Source organism: Pseudomonas sp. AB39(2026) (genome assembly GCF_059831485.1).
The window spans coordinates 697,831-714,062 of record NZ_CP195212.1; the positions used below are offsets into that span (position 1 = coordinate 697,831).

Here is a 16,232-nt window from a genome sequence, read left to right on the forward strand (position 1 = left end):
CCTCTAGCGTGCCAGCTCAGCAGACCAGGCGGCGTACCAGTGTTTGAACAACTGGTACTGGTGCTCCGCGTACCCCCGCTGAGCTTCAGTCAAGCCATCGGTTTCATTGAAGTGCAACGCGTAGCGGGTATCGCCGTTCAAGACCATCAGGTATTTGTAGTAAAGCACCAGGTCTGTGCCCTCATCGAAGGAGGACAGCACCTGCAGTGCAGCCTCCAGTTCCAGCGCCAGGCGGCGCGCACGCGCATCGCCCAGGGCGGCCTGCCTGCTCAGCGCAACCAGCTGAAGCACCTCGCGCGGCAAGGCGTTGCCGATACCTGTGATCGCCCCGGAGGCCTGGCAATTGATAAAGCCGTGCACCACTTGGGTATCCACCCCCACCATGAGGCAGACACCGTTGCCGCCGGAGGTAATGTGCTCTGCGGCATAACGCAGGTCCGTGGCGCCGCCAAACTCCTTGAAACCGACCAGGTTGGGATGCAGGCGACGCAACTCGAAAAACAGCTCGGCGCGGGTAGCAAAGCCGTAATAGGGGCTGTTGTAGATAACGGCGGGGAGGGCAGGCGCGGCGCCTAGCACGGCGCTGAAGTGGGCACGCTGAGCCGCCAACGATGTGCCACGAGACAGCACCCGCGGAATGACCATTAACCCCTGGGCGCCCACCTGCGCGGCATGGGCCGCATGGGCGACCGCTTCACGGCTGTTGACCGCACCGGTCCCTACCACCGTGGGCACGCCAGCCTCTACCAGCCGCGCCACGCCTTCCTGCCGTTGGGCCTCTGTCAGCAACGGCCAATCGCCCATCGAGCCGCAATACACCACTGCCCGCATCCCTACATCAACCAGCTCGCGGCCTTTTTCAACCAGGGCGGAAAAATCCGGCTGGCGCGCCGAAGTGCAGGGCGTCATCAAGGCCGGGATGCAGCCGCTGAAAATCGTGGTATCCATCAACATGCTCCAGGTGTGTAAAGCTGGGTTCAAAGGCCCCAGGCAAATGGGTCGGCGTCATCTATCAGCAGGGTGCTATCGGCCGTCATATAGGCTCGGCCTGTGATAAACGGGAGGATACGGTCGCCATCCTCTTGGTAATACGCCTCGAACTGGCTACCAGTGATGCTGGCCTGCACCCAGCGTTCACCAGGGGCCAGATTGCCATCGGCCGCCAGGCAGGCCAGCTTGGCGCTGGTCCCGGTGCCACACGGCGAACGGTCGTAGGCCCTGCCAGGGCACATCACGAAATTGCGGCTGTCCGCCACAGGGTCGCTGGCAAACAATTCCACATGGTCGATTTTTGCACCGCCTTCTCCCTCAAGGCCTTGATCATCCAGCGCCTGGAGCATGGCCCACGTGAGCGCTGTCAGCGCTTCAACGTTCTCCAGCGTCAGTACCTGCCCATGTTCGGCTACCAGGAAAAACCAGTTGCCGCCCCAAGCGATATCCCCCTGGAACCGCCCATAGCCGGGCACATCCACAGACACGTTTGCACGGTAGCGGTAAGCAGGAACATTACGGACCGTGACGCCACCATTGTCGTGGAGGGTAGCCGTTACCGGGCCTACGGGTGTGTCCAGGGTGTGCAGGCCAGGGGCGATTCGCCCTAGGTAATGCAGTGAAGCAATCACCCCGATGGTGCCGTGCCCACACATGTTCAGGTAGCCGGCGTTATTGAAAAAGATGACCCCACCCAGGGCGCCAGCGGTGGTCGGTTCACACAGCAATGCGCCCACCAGTACGTCGTTGCCTCGTGGCTCTAGCAAGCAGGCACGCCTCCAGTGGTCGTGGTGCTCGCGCAGATGGTCCCGGCGCAGGGCCAGCGTCTCACCCAGGGGAGTAGGGAAGCCGCCCAGTACCAAGCGGGTGGGCTCACCGCCTGTGTGGGAATCGATCACATGTACCTGTTTCATAAGGGTCACTCGCCCGTTGATCCAAGCACAAGCGTGGCAACGTTGTAGCCATCCGGCTTGATGCCTTTGCGGTGGAGGGATGACGAAATCAGCACAGTGAACACTCGACAATCTTGAGCTATCGCTTCAGGCTGAGACATGCCATCACCACGAGGCTCCCATGACAGCAGATGCCCTAAGCGCTTGGCAGCAGGCCAGTCACGGCCAGAACGCGCAAAGCCTGGACGCCTTACTAGCAAGCCTGGCGCCCCTAGGGCCTTTGCTGGATGTGATTCCCAATGCCGCGATCTTTATCAAGGACCGGCAGGCCTGCTACCGACTGGTTAACCGCGCCTTGGTAGAGCGATGCAACGCAAGGGGTGCCCATGAGCTACTAGGAAAGACCAGTGCGCAGGTATTCCCGGCCCAGCTAGGGCCTAGCTATACAGCCCAGGACAAAAAGGTGTTGGAGCAGGGATGTGTGCTCGAACGCCAATTGGAACTTCACTTGTATGGCAGCCGAGAACCAGGCTGGTGCCTGACGCACAAATGGCCGCTCAAAGATGGGGCCGGCACTATTATAGGGTTGGCAGGTATTTCATTGGACCTGCACTCCGCGCGCCAGACCCACCCGGCCTATGAACGGCTGGCGTTAGTGGACCGCTATATTCGCGATCATTTCAACCACCCGGTCACCTCGCGGGAACTTACTCAAATCGCCGGTTGTTCCGTGGCTCAACTTGAACGGTACTGCAAAGAGGTATTTCAGCTAACGCCTCGACAGTTGATCCAAAAAGCCCGGCTTGAGCAAGCGCGCTTGTTGCTAAAAACCGAGGTACCCATCGTTGAGGTAGCGCTGCAATGCGGATATACGGACCACAGCGCTTTTACTCGACAATTCAAAGTGTTAACGGGGCTTACGCCTCGTGATTACCAGCGTGCGGCGCGGTGACCCGAGCCTTGGCCATTGGCCATTCGTCGGCACATAGGGGGGTTGGCACCCCTAAACAGGGAATTTCGGCTAAAGCTCGAAGGTCAAGAACTATGACCGTTGAACATTTCCTGGAGCCAAAAAATGACCATCGAAGCCGATACACTGGAACAACTTACCCGTAGGTTGCAGCAACATGGAATGAAACTTGTTTCAGATATTCACTTCACCCGTGCGCCTTATCGTCATAACCATCGCTGGGTATGTATCGTCGAGTAAACTCGTAACTAAAATTTTTACTAAGCCGCGTTAAACCTTAACTTTTAAGTCTTTCACTGAATGAGCCCTCTGCTCATCCAGCGAGTTGTAATACGTGTTTTGGGTAGTACTTAAGCTATTGTGACGCAAGTCCGCTTGCAGATCCTTCATGTCCCTGTGTTTGGCATCGAATGTGGCGGAAGTATGCCGCAACCAGTGCAAGGAAGCCGACCGGAGCTGGTCGATCTCGTCATCGTTCCATCCTTCACGTTTCATGCGTAGCAAGGATTGGTCAAACACCTCCTGTAGCAGTAGCCTCACATGCCTGTCGGAGAGCCCCGCACGCCCTTTGAGCGTGCTGATCAGCGGCAGTTTTTCATGGGGTGAGGGCAGGGCGGAGAGCTGCCGGTACTGGCGGTAGCGGACCAGGTAGGTTTGCACATAGTCATCCCGTACGCTGATCTTGGCCGACTTGTTGCCTTTACCCACCACGTGCAGCCACCAGTGCCCACGGCTATCCCGACGGAAATCCCCCATAGTAGGGGTCCAGTTATCCCGCCCAACCAGGTCGGATACACGCAAGTACATGGCGTAGAGCGTTGCCACGATAAAGAGCGTGCGTTCGTGATCAGGGTTTTCTTGGGCCATGATTTCGGCGGTTTCAATGACCACATTCCATTGCAGTTGAGTCAGCGACCGGGACGCGACGTCAACGGTATTACGCTGTTTGTAGATAGACTTTTGCTTCACTGCATGGAAAGGGTTGACCTCCGTAAGCCCTTCATCAATAGCGTGCTGAAAAAAGCTGCCGCACACCGCAAATACCTGCGCCACCGACCCTTGGCTCATTCTATAAACGGGAGAGGGCAAGGCCGTCATGGTTTCGCTGGCAATCTTGCGTTCACGCTTGGCTACCGTCACGCTGAAGGGGCGCCAGGCGGGGTTCGGCTCAAACGTGTCCGAGTCCAGCTTCTTGCGCCCACCGATCCGGTTGAACCGGGCCTTCACCACAGGCCCTACCCAATCCGCAGCGGGGGAGAGGCAAAACTCCATAAAGGCCTCAGCGTCCTTGCGGCGAAGGTCCAGCAACGGCTTTTTGGCGATTAGCAACGCCCACAGCAAAAGCCGCTCAACGTGAGTGCGGTAGGAAGTGAAGGTGGCCTCGTTGCCGGCATAGGACTTCAGGAAGCTGCGCGCCGCCTGATAACTTTCAATAGGCCGGGCGGCGACAGGGCAGTTTTCTAGAAAGCTGACCACCTGGGCACGTTCACCGGACATACCCATAAAGTGAAGGTCTAGAAAACGATCGTAGGTTTCAAACAACGGCTGGGGGCGGGTGGCCATTGGTGGAGCGCTCAAACGTATAGACGGCCCGTAGCGTGCCCCAATTCGGTCATATATGCAATATCCGGGTCTGGCAGTTATCGGATATTGCGTTAAGGGTAGGGGGCTGCCCATCCACTATCTGGCCTGGAACGCCGGTAGGCCATACCCCCCCTGAAAACCCTTTTTATAGCAGGGCAGTGCGTGTGCAGCGTGAGTCGGTAAAGCCTGGCTGGCGCTCAAACAACTGGTTTACGGCCTGCCGGAGTGCCAACGAAGGGTTCAGCCTTTGGTATTGAACCGCCAGGCGCTCTGCAGCGGCTTTGAAACCTGGCTCATGCAGCACCTGCTGCGCCGCAGTGGCAAGCTGGATAACGCTCGGGCGGTCTGTTTTCAAATTGATACCTGCGCCGGCCCAAGCCACACGGGCGGCGACTTCAGCCTTGTCTTCGGAGAGGCCGGCCACCACCAAGGGTACCCCGTAGCGTAGCGCCTGCTGCACGCCGCCATAGCCGCCGTTTGTGACTATCAGGTCGGCATAAGGCAACACCTGCTCATAGGGGAGATAGTCGGTGCAGTAGGTATTGGGGCCAGTACTGGCCAGAAGGTGATCGCCACGCTTGCCTGCACTGGCGATCACCAAGGCATCCAGCCCAGCCAAGGCGTCCAACGCTGGGTACACCAGTGCTGACAAGTCGCGCGCCACCGTCCCCTGGGTCACAAAGATCACCGGCCGGCCGGCCTGTTTTGCCCGTTTCACCTCAGGCCACCAAGGCGGCGCATCGAAGGCTTGATCGGGGCTTGGCGCCGTTCCGATCATGCGTATTGAAGCCGGCAACTGCGCTTGGTCGTACTCCAGACCTGGTACGGTCATTTGCAGGAAAAGGTCCGGCAACAACGTGGTGGCATCTAGGAAAGCATGGGCCGTAGGTGCAGCGCCTAAGGTGTTAAGGGCCCTGTCCATGGCTGCTTTAGAGCCTTGCAGGGCCTGGTCCAGCGAGGCTCGCAAACTCGCGTAGTGGTGCCGTTCTGCCGGCGTCTGGGCCGGCGGCAAGCCCGGGCCGAAAGGTGCCAGATGGTCTGCGCCCAGCATTAGCGGTGTGATGCCCAAGGCAATAACCCCAAGAGGCTTCGCGCCAGGCATACCCAGCTGGAACGGCCAGCCCCCGGTGAACATGTGGTTGGTGATCAGTACGGCCGGCTCCGGGCGTTCATTGAGCACCGCCTGGACTGTTCTCGCCTGGTCTACCATGGGGTCTATAAACAGCACGCGGAAATCATAATCCAGCAAGGCTGGCCCAGCGGGAATACTACGGCGTTCGGGGAACGTCTGGTTCACATCCGTGGCGTCGTAGTTCGCGTTACCCTGCAAGGTAACGTGGCGTATGCCTTGCGCTTCCACCAGTGATTTGGCCTTGGAGCCTGTGATAAATGTAATGTCGTAGCCTTGCCGCTTGAGCGGTGACACTAACGACAGCAAAGGCAATACATGGCCTGTCTGGGGTGTGGTCGCGACTATGATCCGTGGCATGGGTGTCCTTAGGTGAATGCGTGACCGGCTATGGTGCATCAGGTGATGCATTGGTGTGCGCTGGCTGTGTTGCCTACCGTAGACGCAAACCTTTACAAGTCAATGTTTGCAGTGGCGCGTGTGGAGAGCGTCGCGTGTCTGGACGGTGGATGTCTGCCAGCGATCAGAAGGCTGCAAAAACCTTGCCTAGGGTTCGGCCTGAGCCGGGGCGGCTTGGTTAAGGGTATGAGGTAATGGGCTCCTACCTGGGCTGAATTCTGCCAGTCGAGGCCGTAATATCCCATTACTCGTAATGCACATTATGTTAAATCATTATTATTGGGTTCATCGCTTGGCTAGCCGCCTTCATCAACCTATAGCCGTTTCTTCAGAAAACCAGAGCTCCAACCCTATCAACGTATTAGCTCTCAATCCTCATCCTAGATCTAGATCTAGATCCTGATTTCATGGTTTCAGAGCCTGCTCTACCGCCACTTCTGTCCATGGCGCGTAAGCAAATCTCCTCGCACCATCTTCCGGCAGCCAACATTTGAATAGTCCGCAGGATGGGCTAAATCTTGATGATGGCCTCAAACGTCTAGCCACTCATTTTAGCTTATCGAGGGTTGCATGGCTGAACCGGCTGTCCCATGCCCAATTTTTCCGCCTTACCATCTCTGGGATCCGTATGCATAGTATTTCCCTGAAAATCGCTACGCTTTGGCGTACCTACAAGGTTTCAGCGCCGGCTGCGAGCCTTTTTCGATGACTCGCCTGGGCTCTTGGTATATACGCGCCATCGCACCCTCTTGGAATAATCCCCAAAAGGACTTCAATGTCGCGACTCATCATCTTGAGTCCATGCTCAACTGGAGCTTCCTCCAAGGCATATCTCTGAGTGATTGGACTGACGAGCAACTTATGGAGTATCTACGCTTCAGACTCTGCCCACCGGCAAACTGGATCGGTGCGAAGGCCTGTCCACGGTTTGTCGAAAGCTCGCTATTGCCATTCAGCGAATGGGAGCCAAATCAAAGATGGCGGCCGTACCAGCTGAAGCTGGACAGCATCAAGGGCGCTACTCCTGCCAGTGTTCTGCATATGATTCGGCGTAATTATAATTGGGCAGCAGACTTCTTCCATTTCTGCAACTGTCATTCATGGACGCGGGCTCCAAAGGGAAATAGTTTCACTGTGGTCGAAGTCGCGGCTTCAATGACGTCGGCCTTGAATCAAGACTCTCTCAGCGATCATGAAATGCAGCGGGTTTTCAACCATGTAGCTGAAGCTAGGCCCAAGGGGGTGAACCCCCGTGAAGTCCTGATGTACATGGCTTTCGCGAGGTACGCGAAGATGTCGATTGATGATGTAACTGAGACTCCAGAAGCCGCCGGTGGTCTCGCTTATTTCGTCAAAAATGGGCGTCGCCGTGGGAATGGCGCCAGCCTGGCTCACTTTCCCCGAGATTGGAGCTGAGCTTGGAATTTGGCCGGTATTTCGAGGATTATCTGCTTTTCTTAGGCACTGACGCGTCACAACCGCTGCCTCAGCATCCTTTATTTCCGCAGCGGAGAAGACCTTCCGTTGGATTGTCAGCCTTCAGGTTGGCCACGCATCTGGCTGGTTTCAGGTCGCTCCTCGGGGATGCGGCAAATCGGAGCCCAGACCCTTTGATTTCCGAGAGCGAAGCCAAGTTCAGGCGGATTAATTTCGCTATGATCAGGCGTAATCCCATGCTTTAACCGAATATTGGTCTTAATCTGACCCTGACGTTCGCTCTGACTAGCCGGATCGAATCAGATTGCGGGGGCCTAGGCGTATCCCTAGCTGATAGTTTCGAGACGTTATTGGCCCAATAGGCCGTCCGGGCGTGCCCCTGCGGGGACGGCTGGCGTGAACCGAGCCTAGGCCTGACGGCCACGTCTCGGCCCTGCGGGCGCTCATCCTCACACCTGCGCGCTCCGCTTGCTGCGAGCTGTAGCTGCTCCCCACCTGGCTTCGCCCGTAAAAACTACTGAATGGCCACACTCGTGCCTTCCGGGTAGCGAGAGCGCTTCGATCAGAACATTGCCTCTGATCATGATGTTCACTACGCCGTTATTAATTGCGATAGCTTGGCCGCACTCAATAAATCCGTAATAATGCTATTAAGCCACCATCACCCTATGGATTGCAGTTATGGCAAGGAAGCGCAAAGGGGGTAACGTCGGCGCCAGCGCCCTCTTCCCCCTCGTTATATTGATTGGTCTGTTGGCACAGATCCCGAAGCCTGTTTGGATCGTTCTCGCTGTGGGTACGGCGGTCGGATTCGTCTGCTGGTTCATCTTCAAGCCTCGTAAGCAGGTGGTCGCACCCTCCTCCTCTCGTGAGTCGGCAAGTCTATCAACCATCGTCGAAGACGAACCCTTGGTCAGCGTTTCTGTAGGGCGCACCGACTCATCTGACTTCCAGCGTGTGCGGCTTGGCTCGTCTTCAAACCAGACCTACACCATCCCTAAATCCGTCAACAAAACTACCAAAGCCCGTTGGCTTGGCATTAATGAGAGCGTCGAAGTCGCCGGGCTCAATCTACCTGGCGGACTCATTTATGTGGCGAGCAATGGCGAGATGTTTGGGTACGAAGAACCGTCCCTCATTGATACGTCACTGCGAGTCCTGAAGTCCCCAGTTGATACCTCGATCCGGCAGATGGGCTACTGGCCGGCCTACAACGACATCACACCTGAGGCCCGCCGAGGCTATCTGCAATGGCAGGCTGATGGACGTAGTGACCCTGAGGCAGATGTTGGCTACGTTTTTCTCTTCTTTTATGGCCTTGAGCGTCGAGCCTTGATTGATGCAGCGACCAGTGCCGAAGCATGTGCCGATGTCGAGGTTATTCAGGAAGAGGTACGCAGGCTGCTCCGCATCTACGGCAGCAACAACTCGTTCCGAGGTCACGCAACGCGTTTTCTTGATCACCTGAAAATGCATGAGGTCGTTCCTCAAACCTACCTTGAGCAGCCTCAAGACTACGAGGCCAGCCCATACGAGCTGCCCATGCCGGTTCGGATTGCAATCGGGCAGATGGCAGCAGACAAGATTCCTTTAAAGAGCGCATGGGCGCTTGCATGGGCGTTGACTGATCCAAATATTACCCGTCGTACGCCCGTAACCCGTTGTGGGGATAAGTTTGGGCAGATGTTTATGCAGGAGTTTGATCGTCGTTACCCCAATGGCATAACGCTGGGCAACAATAAGACCCGTTTGAAGATTGCGTACCGCCCCGCTTCTGCAAGGCTCAGTATCCCTGACATCAAGGTCGGAGACCTGCCGGACGTCTCTGCGACCTCAGGCGCCCGTAACAAGCTCCAGGCGCTCGTGGATCAGTGCTCGACGACACTCGATCCCTACAGCCGCTACTTGGGCCGCAACCCGGACAACCCTGACTCCTTGGAAGCCCTACTGCAGCTTCCAATCACGCTGTGGCCCGCTGAAGCACAAGCTGAGCTTGAGATGATCAGGGAAAGCGTGGGCATGGACACCGTATGCATGAGCTTTGGTGAGTTAGCGGGTCGTTTCAAATCCGCAGGGACGCTATCGCGGGATAAGGTTGTCGCGTTGGCCCGAGCGTTGGAGGCCTGCAACGTCGGGTTCGAACCCGATGTGCTGTCAGGTGCTCGTACACCCAAAGCTGAAGACACCGTCGCGTTATTCGGCGCCTCAACTTCGGATGTTACCTTGCGTGCTGACAATAATTACAACGCCGCTGTCGTCACTCTAGACCTGGCAAGTGCAGTGGCAGCAGCCGATGGCGACACGTCACTCGAAGAGGTACGCCTGCTGGCCAGTCACGTCGACTCTTGGACTCACCTTGAACCGGGGCACCGCAAGCGTCTGAATGCGCACCTGGCGTTACAGCTCAGGCAGCCCCCTACTTTGGCCAGTTTGAAGAAAAAACTGGAGCCGCTGGGTGTTGAGGCTAAGCGTAAGATTGCGAGCTTCCTAGCCCACTTGGCCCATGCTGATGGCGAGGTCACCCCCGCAGAGGTGAAGCTGCTTGAGCGAGTTTACAAAGCACTCTCACTTGATCCCAAGCTGGTGTACAGCGATCTCCATTCGGCCGCTTCTGGTGTCTCCGCCGCGCCTGAACCCGGCACTTCGATGGAGCAACGGTCAGCGCCTCGTGATAACGCCACGATCAAGAACGCAACTACCGGTAGAGGCTTTGCTCTCGACATGAGCAAAATCGCTCAACTGCAGCGTGAAACTGCTGAGGTCTCTGCTTTACTCGCGGGTGTTTTTTCCGATGACAACAACGTCGGCGAACCCGGCACCACTATCGCACAGAGCTCGAAAAGCGAGTCGGCAGAGAGTACTGAAACATCCCATGGCGCAAGTGTATATGGCCTGGACATCGGTCATTCCGCACTGCTGCGCCTGCTGGTGGGACGCCAGGAATGGAGCCGGGCCGAACTCGAAGATGCTGCGGCCGACCTTGACCTGATGCTCGATGGTGCATTGGAGCAGATCAATGATATGGCGTTTGATCGCTTTGACATGCCGCTCTGCGAAGGTGATGACCCGATCGAGATCAATCCTGAAATCCTGAAAGAGCTAGCCCTATGACGACGATACGAGCAAAGGATCGCGACGCGGTCATCCAGTCACTCCGTGCCGGGGTCGTCCCCCGCGTAGGTCAGCATCTGATCCAGGTCGGACGCTCAAGCGAGCTCGATTCGCTGCTGAAGGATATTGATCGTCTTGCAGATGGCGGGTCTGCATTTCGGGTGGTGATCGGCGAGTACGGTGCGGGTAAGACGTTCTTCCTGAACTTGGTGCGCGGCATTGCAATGGAGCGCAAGCTGGTGACGATGCACGCGGATCTGAACCCGGATCGCCGGCTGCATGCCTCGGGTGGCCAGGCGCGCTCGCTGTATTCCGAACTCGCGAAGAACATGTCGACCCGCACTAAGCCCGACGGTGGTGCAATGCAGGGGATCGTCGAGAAGTTCATCTCCCAGGCTAAGTCAGAAGCCAAGGCCACAGGCGTTGAAACAGATGCCGTCATCCGTCGATACCTTTCTGACCTGACCGAGATGGTCAACGGCTACGACTTCGCTGATGTGATCGCCGCCTACTACCGGGGTTTTGAAGACGGTAACGAACAGCTCAAGGCAGATGCCATCCGCTGGCTGCGGGGCGAGTTCACGACGAAGACTGATGCCCGCGCCGCGTTGGGGGTTCGTACCATCATTGACGACGCGTCGGTCTACGACCAACTCAAGCTGCTTTCCCGTTTCGTCAGGCTGGCAGGGTTTTCCGGGCTCATGGTTTGTTTGGATGAGCTGGTCAATCTGTACAAGCTGGCCAACACTCAGGCGCGCAACGCCAACTACGAGCAGATCTTGCGTATCCTCAATGATTCTCTCCAAGGCTCAGCTGAAGGACTCGGCTTCGTTCTGGGCGGTACCCCCGAGTTTCTGATGGACACGCGGCGCGGGCTGTACAGCTACCCTGCCCTCCAGTCTCGCCTCGCTGAAAACACCTTCGCGCGGACCGGCCTGGTCGACCTGTCGGGGCCTGTGATTCGACTGAGCAGCCTTACGCCGGAAGACTTCTACGTCCTGCTTCAGAAGCTGCGCAACGTCTACGGATACGCCGATCCGGAGAAATACCTCCTGCCGGATGAAGCCATTCCCGCGTTCATGGCGCACTGCAATCAACGATTGGGCGAGGCGTATTTCCGCACCCCGCGCACAACGATCACCGCGTTCATCAACCTGCTGGCCGTGCTCGAGCAGAACCCAGGGGCCGATTGGCGTGCGTTGCTGGGGGCTGTCGAGTTGGCCAAGGATGACGGTGGCCAACAGGATCTGGCGGTAGAGGCAGACGATGAGCTCACAAGCTTCAAACTCTGATTCGTCATCCTTCGAACTGCTGCACCCTGAAGTCCAGCAGTGGGTCTGGTCGCAGGGTTGGACATCGCTTCGAGACGCGCAGGAATGGGCGGTGCCTGCCCTGGTCAATGCCGACAGGGACGTCATCATTGCAGCGTCCACTGCGGCGGGTAAAACTGAAGCGGCTTTTCTCCCAATCCTGACTCATCTGCTCAACCGGCAGGATGACTTTGGATCAGTGCTCTATATCAGCCCGCTAAAAGCACTGATCAACGACCAATGGGACAGGCTCAGCAGGCTCTGCGAGCGCCTCGAAATCCCAGTGGTTGCCTGGCATGGGGACGTATCGGCCAGCAAGAAACAAAAGTTTCTTAAATCTCCAAAAGGCATCCTCCTCATCACGCCAGAGTCGCTGGAGGCGTTGTTTGTTAACCGGGGCACCGCCCTACCCGGCTTGTTTGGCGCCACCCGCTACCTTGTTGTGGACGAGCTCCATGCCTTCATTGGCAGCGAACGTGGCAAACAACTGCAGTCACTGATGCAGCGCGTCGAACTGGTCGTTGAGCGACAAATCCCCCGAGTGGGACTGTCAGCCACGTTGGGCGATATGTCACTGGCGCAGCGTTTCCTGCGTCCAGCCTCACCGCAAGGTGTGGGGGTGGTGGAGTCCAAATCATCCGGCCAAGAACTCCTGGTTCAGGTGCGTGGGTACGTAGAGCCGCCCATGGAAAAAGTAGTCGCTCAGCACGTCCACGGTGCGACGCCACTGGGCCAACTACAAGACGGCCAAGAACGCCAAGATCAGGATGGCTTGACAGGCCCTGGCGATGAGGAGCCAGTTGAGCCTACCGGTACCAAGGTTGCTATCGCGGAACACCTTTACAAGGTACTGCGCGGAAACAACAACTTGATCTTCCCCAACAGTCGTCAGCAGGTCGAGTGGTATGCCGACCGCCTGCGCGCGCTGTGCGAGCGTGATGGCGTGATTAATGAGTTCTGGCCACACCATGGCAGCTTGTCCAAAGAGCTGCGGGAGGACACGGAACGCGCATTGAAAGCCGGAGACACACCTGCTTCTGCTGTGTGCACAACAACCCTTGAGCTTGGAATCGATATCGGCAACATCAAAACGGTCGCACAGATTGGCTGCCCTCCTTCGGTGGCCAGCCTGCGGCAGCGGCTGGGGCGCTCGGGGCGCCGTGGGGACGAGGCTGCAATACTCCGGGCGTATTGCTCAGAGCGGCCTCTGACGACGCAGTCGGGGCTTTCCGACCAATTGCGGGAGACCCTTGTACAGTCCATCGCGATGATCCGATTGCTGACTCAGGGTTGGTTCGAGCCTCCTCGGGCCGAAGGCCTGCATGCGTCGACTCTGGTACAGCAGTGCCTGTCGTCGATTGCTCAGCTTGGTGGCGCCAGTGCAGCTCAGTTGTGGAAGAGCCTCGTGGCCTCGGGTGCATTCCACAACATCGAAAAAAGGGATTTCTTCAGCTTGCTCAAAGCGCTGGGAGAAAAGGAGTTGATCGTGCAGGACAGCTCCGGGCTCTTGCTGCCCGGTGAACTGGGCGAACGGCTGATTAACCACTACGAGTTTTACAGTGCATTCAACACCCCGGAGGAGTTTCGCCTGATTCGGGAGGGAAAGCCTCTGGGATCAGTTCCGATAGATCGCCCCCTTTCGATTGGTCAGCGAATTATTTTCGGTGGACGCCGTTGGCAAGTTCAGCAGGTCGATCAGGAAGCGAAGGTGATCGTGGTAACCGCCGCACGGGGTGGTGAGCCGCCTCAGTTTGACGGTCTGGGCGCGCAGGTTCATGACCGAGTTCGAGAGGAAATGCGTGCCGTGTTGCTGAGCGATGAGGTCTACGCTTTCCTAGATGCTCAGGCCAAGGCCCTACTAGATGAGGCGCGAAAAACCTCCAGGGCCATGGGGCTTGAAGCCAAAAGCTTGGTTGGTTCAGCCAGCCGCACGTATCTCCTCACCTGGTGCGGCGACCATACCAACGATGCCCTTGTACTCATGCTCAACCATGTAGGCTTGGACTGCAGTGCCTCGGGCTTTGCACTGGAAATCAGCAGTTCGCCTGAAAAGACATTGGAGGCGCTGGCTGACGTAGCGCAGCTTGACCCAGGTCAGTTCGAGCAGATCCTGGCAAACGTTGAAAACATGATCATTGAAAAATGGGATTGGGCGCTGCCCGAGTCGTTGTTGATGAAATCCTATGCATCCAGCCACCTGGATCTCCAGGGCGCTCGCCAATATGCCGAGGCTTACACGCTGCGTTCAGAGCATGATCGCGATGAGGTGCAGGTGAATCGCTATGCCGCCAATAGCGCTACTGACGCTGACGCAGAGCATTGAAAAGGCCAGCACGCCGCAGCGATGTGCGCAATGGCCCCTTCACGAGCGTGATTCTGCCGGTATTAAACGGTTTTAGCGCAACGCTGCGCCCTTCAATCGCTCCAAAACTACAAGCACCGGAGGTCATCTGAGAATACACCAGTGGCTTGAACACGCTGATTGTATGCCTTGATCGCTGCGCAGTTATCCTCAGCCCAACGTAAGTTTCGGGTCGCGCCCACCCTCTCAACATCCATAGGCGGCACCTCCCCTACGCTACAGTTGGCCGCGTCCGACTCACGGGCAGTTTGGCCCTCCAGGGTGTTTGGAGACAGTGGTGAAGACACGCCTGCAGGTTTCATTGTGGTTACCCGGAAAGAAATGACATCAGGGATTACAGCATCACCGCCACGGGGCAGCCAAGACAAATCCCCCAAGGCAACTGATGACCATGAGTGAGTTGCCCGTCAGCCGAGCCTCAAGCACCGAGCCTGCGGCCAATCCTGAAAAGAGCTTCGTCCAGCCACCTGTTATAAGAAGCTTGCGATGCCGGAATTAGTAGTTGCCGTTCGACCACATGCTCTTCCTGGCGATGCGGCATGGAGAGACTGTTCGATGGTACCGACGGTGGCTCTTGGAACAGCTTGTAGGACATGTTGTTCAGTGACAGCTGGAACCACCCTCCTCGGCCATGGCTGATCAGCGTAAACGCCGCCTCTGCAATGCTGCGCACGCGACTCGGCGAGATGTAGTGACTCGCAAACGGATCACGGCTGGTTGTAGGCGAAGTGAGAGCGGCAGATAGCCAGGCCGTTCCGGAGTCGTGATGCCGCCACGATACGGTACCGGTGTCGATTCCGGTCAGGTCGTCCTGATCATAGTCCGTGTAGCCGTCCCGCAATGGACTCAGCCCTGCCTGGCACAGCTTCAGGAAGAACGCCTCGTGCTCGGCATGCACTTGGCGCAGTGTGCCCGACAGTTCTGGCTGAGGCAGGAGGGCGATTTCGATGCGCGTATCGCGTTGCCAATTACTCCACTGGCCTTGGCTGCGCGACTGGCGTTGCTGGAGGCGCTCCACGAACTCAGCCTCTGACACAGCGGTTCTCGTCACACTGAGTTGGTTCAATGCCTGGACAATGGCATCCGAAAGCTGGTGCTCGGTCGTGAACGTAGCGCGGAATAGCCCATCCACGTAGTCCGATACCTCCCACCTGAATGCTTCTTGGGGCCCCTCGACCGGAACGTCCTGAAGGAACGCAAGAACCCTCTTCCCTGCTGCCCGTGCACGGCGAAATTCCTGCTGGGTAACGGACTCTCCGCTGGGCGTCTGAAAGCCGAAATCGGCACCTAAAATCACAACCACCACATCGGCCTGGTCAACCTCTGTCATGCACGCGACTTCAGAGGAGTCCGGCCGTGCCCCGAAGTCCTCGCACATGATTGCCTGGTGCTGAAGCAGTCCCACTGCCCTGCGGGCTGCCGCACGGTAGGCCTCAAAATTACGCACGACAGAACTGATGAATACCCGCATTTCTCATCCCCCCGCAAAAAACTGGCACCAAGCGACGAGATCGCCCCGCGCTCCTTATCAGACAAACGATGGACCTGCCTGTTACCGCGCCGGCGGCTAGCAACCATCGCTGGAATACTTTTTGACGTGAGGACGATGATAACCGATTGCGAGCTCAAGCGAAGCGGACTATGTTGTGTTTATCAAGGATGAAAACCACCACATGATGTGTTTTGGGTGAATTCCCATTGGGAGATTGAGCCATGACAGATCGCCGTCCTTTAAACCCGAACGTGAACGTGCCAAAGAAAGGGGGTGGCGAGCAGCCACGATCTCGGAACCAAGATGGTCAGATCCGCGAAAAGCGCAGCGATGCAGGCAAACCGCGCCGCTAATAGTTCCGCCCACTCTGGGGGTGCAAAGCCCCCAGGTCTTATCAGACTGGCAGCATTATACACGAGCGCAAAGCGCTCGTAGACCCCTTCCCCAGCACCAGCATCGCTCCCGACCCGCCCCCACCTGCTTGCGCCCTCGTGTGCTCCACCTGCATAAAGGAACAAACAACAAAAAACGAGTGAAGCCTGTGAATGAGTCCCT

Annotated in this window: 12 protein-coding genes; 6 read left to right on the forward strand and 6 right to left on the reverse strand. The window is 57.4% G+C overall.

The window, feature by feature from the left end; genetic code table 11:
• Positions 1–3 precede the first annotated feature (3 nt).
• Both ACSAMW_RS03045 and ACSAMW_RS03050 read right to left on the reverse strand, forming a co-directional pair.
• A complete protein-coding gene (locus ACSAMW_RS03045; protein WP_500592602.1) occupies positions 4–948 on the reverse strand; it encodes a dihydrodipicolinate synthase family protein in 945 nt (314 codons plus the stop codon).
• 29 nt (positions 949–977) lie between these two features.
• A complete protein-coding gene (locus ACSAMW_RS03050; RefSeq protein ID WP_500592603.1) occupies positions 978–1,904 on the reverse strand; it encodes a 4-hydroxyproline epimerase in 927 nt (308 codons plus the stop codon).
• 160 nt (positions 1,905–2,064) lie between these two features.
• Here ACSAMW_RS03050 and ACSAMW_RS03055 point away from each other — a divergent pair, with 160 nt between their 5' ends.
• Together ACSAMW_RS03055 and ACSAMW_RS03060 are read left to right on the forward strand one after the other, a co-directional pair.
• The gene (locus ACSAMW_RS03055; RefSeq protein WP_500592604.1) at positions 2,065–2,835 is read left to right on the forward strand and encodes a PAS domain-containing protein; all 771 of its coding nucleotides are present in this window, start codon (positions 2,065–2,067) and stop codon (positions 2,833–2,835) included.
• Positions 2,836–2,958: 123 nt separating this feature from the next.
• Positions 2,959–3,093 (forward strand): hypothetical protein, encoded by a 135-nt coding sequence (locus ACSAMW_RS03060; protein WP_267874353.1) that lies wholly within the window; start codon positions 2,959–2,961, stop codon positions 3,091–3,093.
• A 30-nt stretch (positions 3,094–3,123) separates the two neighbouring features.
• Here ACSAMW_RS03060 and ACSAMW_RS03065 read toward each other — a convergent pair whose 3' ends face one another.
• Both ACSAMW_RS03065 and ACSAMW_RS03070 read right to left on the reverse strand, forming a co-directional pair.
• On the reverse strand, positions 3,124–4,416 hold the full coding sequence (locus tag ACSAMW_RS03065; protein WP_500592605.1) for a tyrosine-type recombinase/integrase: 1,293 nt from the start codon (positions 4,414–4,416) through the stop codon (positions 3,124–3,126).
• A 166-nt stretch (positions 4,417–4,582) separates the two neighbouring features.
• Positions 4,583–5,926 carry a glycosyltransferase gene (locus ACSAMW_RS03070; protein WP_500592606.1) on the reverse strand — a complete coding sequence of 448 codons (1,344 nt, stop codon included), beginning with the start codon at positions 5,924–5,926 and terminating at the stop codon, positions 4,583–4,585.
• A 900-nt stretch (positions 5,927–6,826) separates the two neighbouring features.
• Between ACSAMW_RS03070 and ACSAMW_RS03075 the strand changes: the two genes are divergently transcribed.
• The 4 genes from ACSAMW_RS03075 (at position 6,827) to ACSAMW_RS03090 (ending at position 14,146) form a co-directional block, all read left to right on the forward strand.
• Positions 6,827–7,381 (forward strand): hypothetical protein, encoded by a 555-nt coding sequence (locus tag ACSAMW_RS03075; RefSeq protein WP_500592607.1) that lies wholly within the window; start codon positions 6,827–6,829, stop codon positions 7,379–7,381.
• A 702-nt stretch (positions 7,382–8,083) separates the two neighbouring features.
• Positions 8,084–10,513 (forward strand): tellurite resistance TerB family protein, encoded by a 2,430-nt coding sequence (locus tag ACSAMW_RS03080; RefSeq protein ID WP_500592608.1) that lies wholly within the window; start codon positions 8,084–8,086, stop codon positions 10,511–10,513.
• Entirely contained in the window at positions 10,510–11,805 is a 1,296-nt protein-coding gene (locus ACSAMW_RS03085; protein ID WP_500592609.1) for an ATP-binding protein, read from the forward strand. Before ACSAMW_RS03080 ends, ACSAMW_RS03085 begins: the two co-directional genes overlap by 4 nt.
• Positions 11,780–14,146, forward strand: a complete 2,367-nt coding sequence (locus tag ACSAMW_RS03090; RefSeq protein WP_500592610.1) for a DEAD/DEAH box helicase — start codon at positions 11,780–11,782, stop codon at positions 14,144–14,146. The genes ACSAMW_RS03085 and ACSAMW_RS03090 overlap by 26 nt, the downstream gene beginning before the upstream one ends.
• A gap of 107 nt (positions 14,147–14,253) precedes the next feature.
• Here ACSAMW_RS03090 and ACSAMW_RS03095 read toward each other — a convergent pair whose 3' ends face one another.
• Entirely contained in the window at positions 14,254–14,487 is a 234-nt protein-coding gene (locus ACSAMW_RS03095) for a type II toxin-antitoxin system CcdA family antitoxin (RefSeq protein ID WP_500592611.1), read from the reverse strand.
• 116 nt (positions 14,488–14,603) lie between these two features.
• On the reverse strand, positions 14,604–15,656 hold the full coding sequence (locus tag ACSAMW_RS03100) for a DUF4062 domain-containing protein (RefSeq protein WP_500592612.1): 1,053 nt from the start codon (positions 15,654–15,656) through the stop codon (positions 14,604–14,606).
• Positions 15,657–16,232 lie beyond the last annotated feature (576 nt).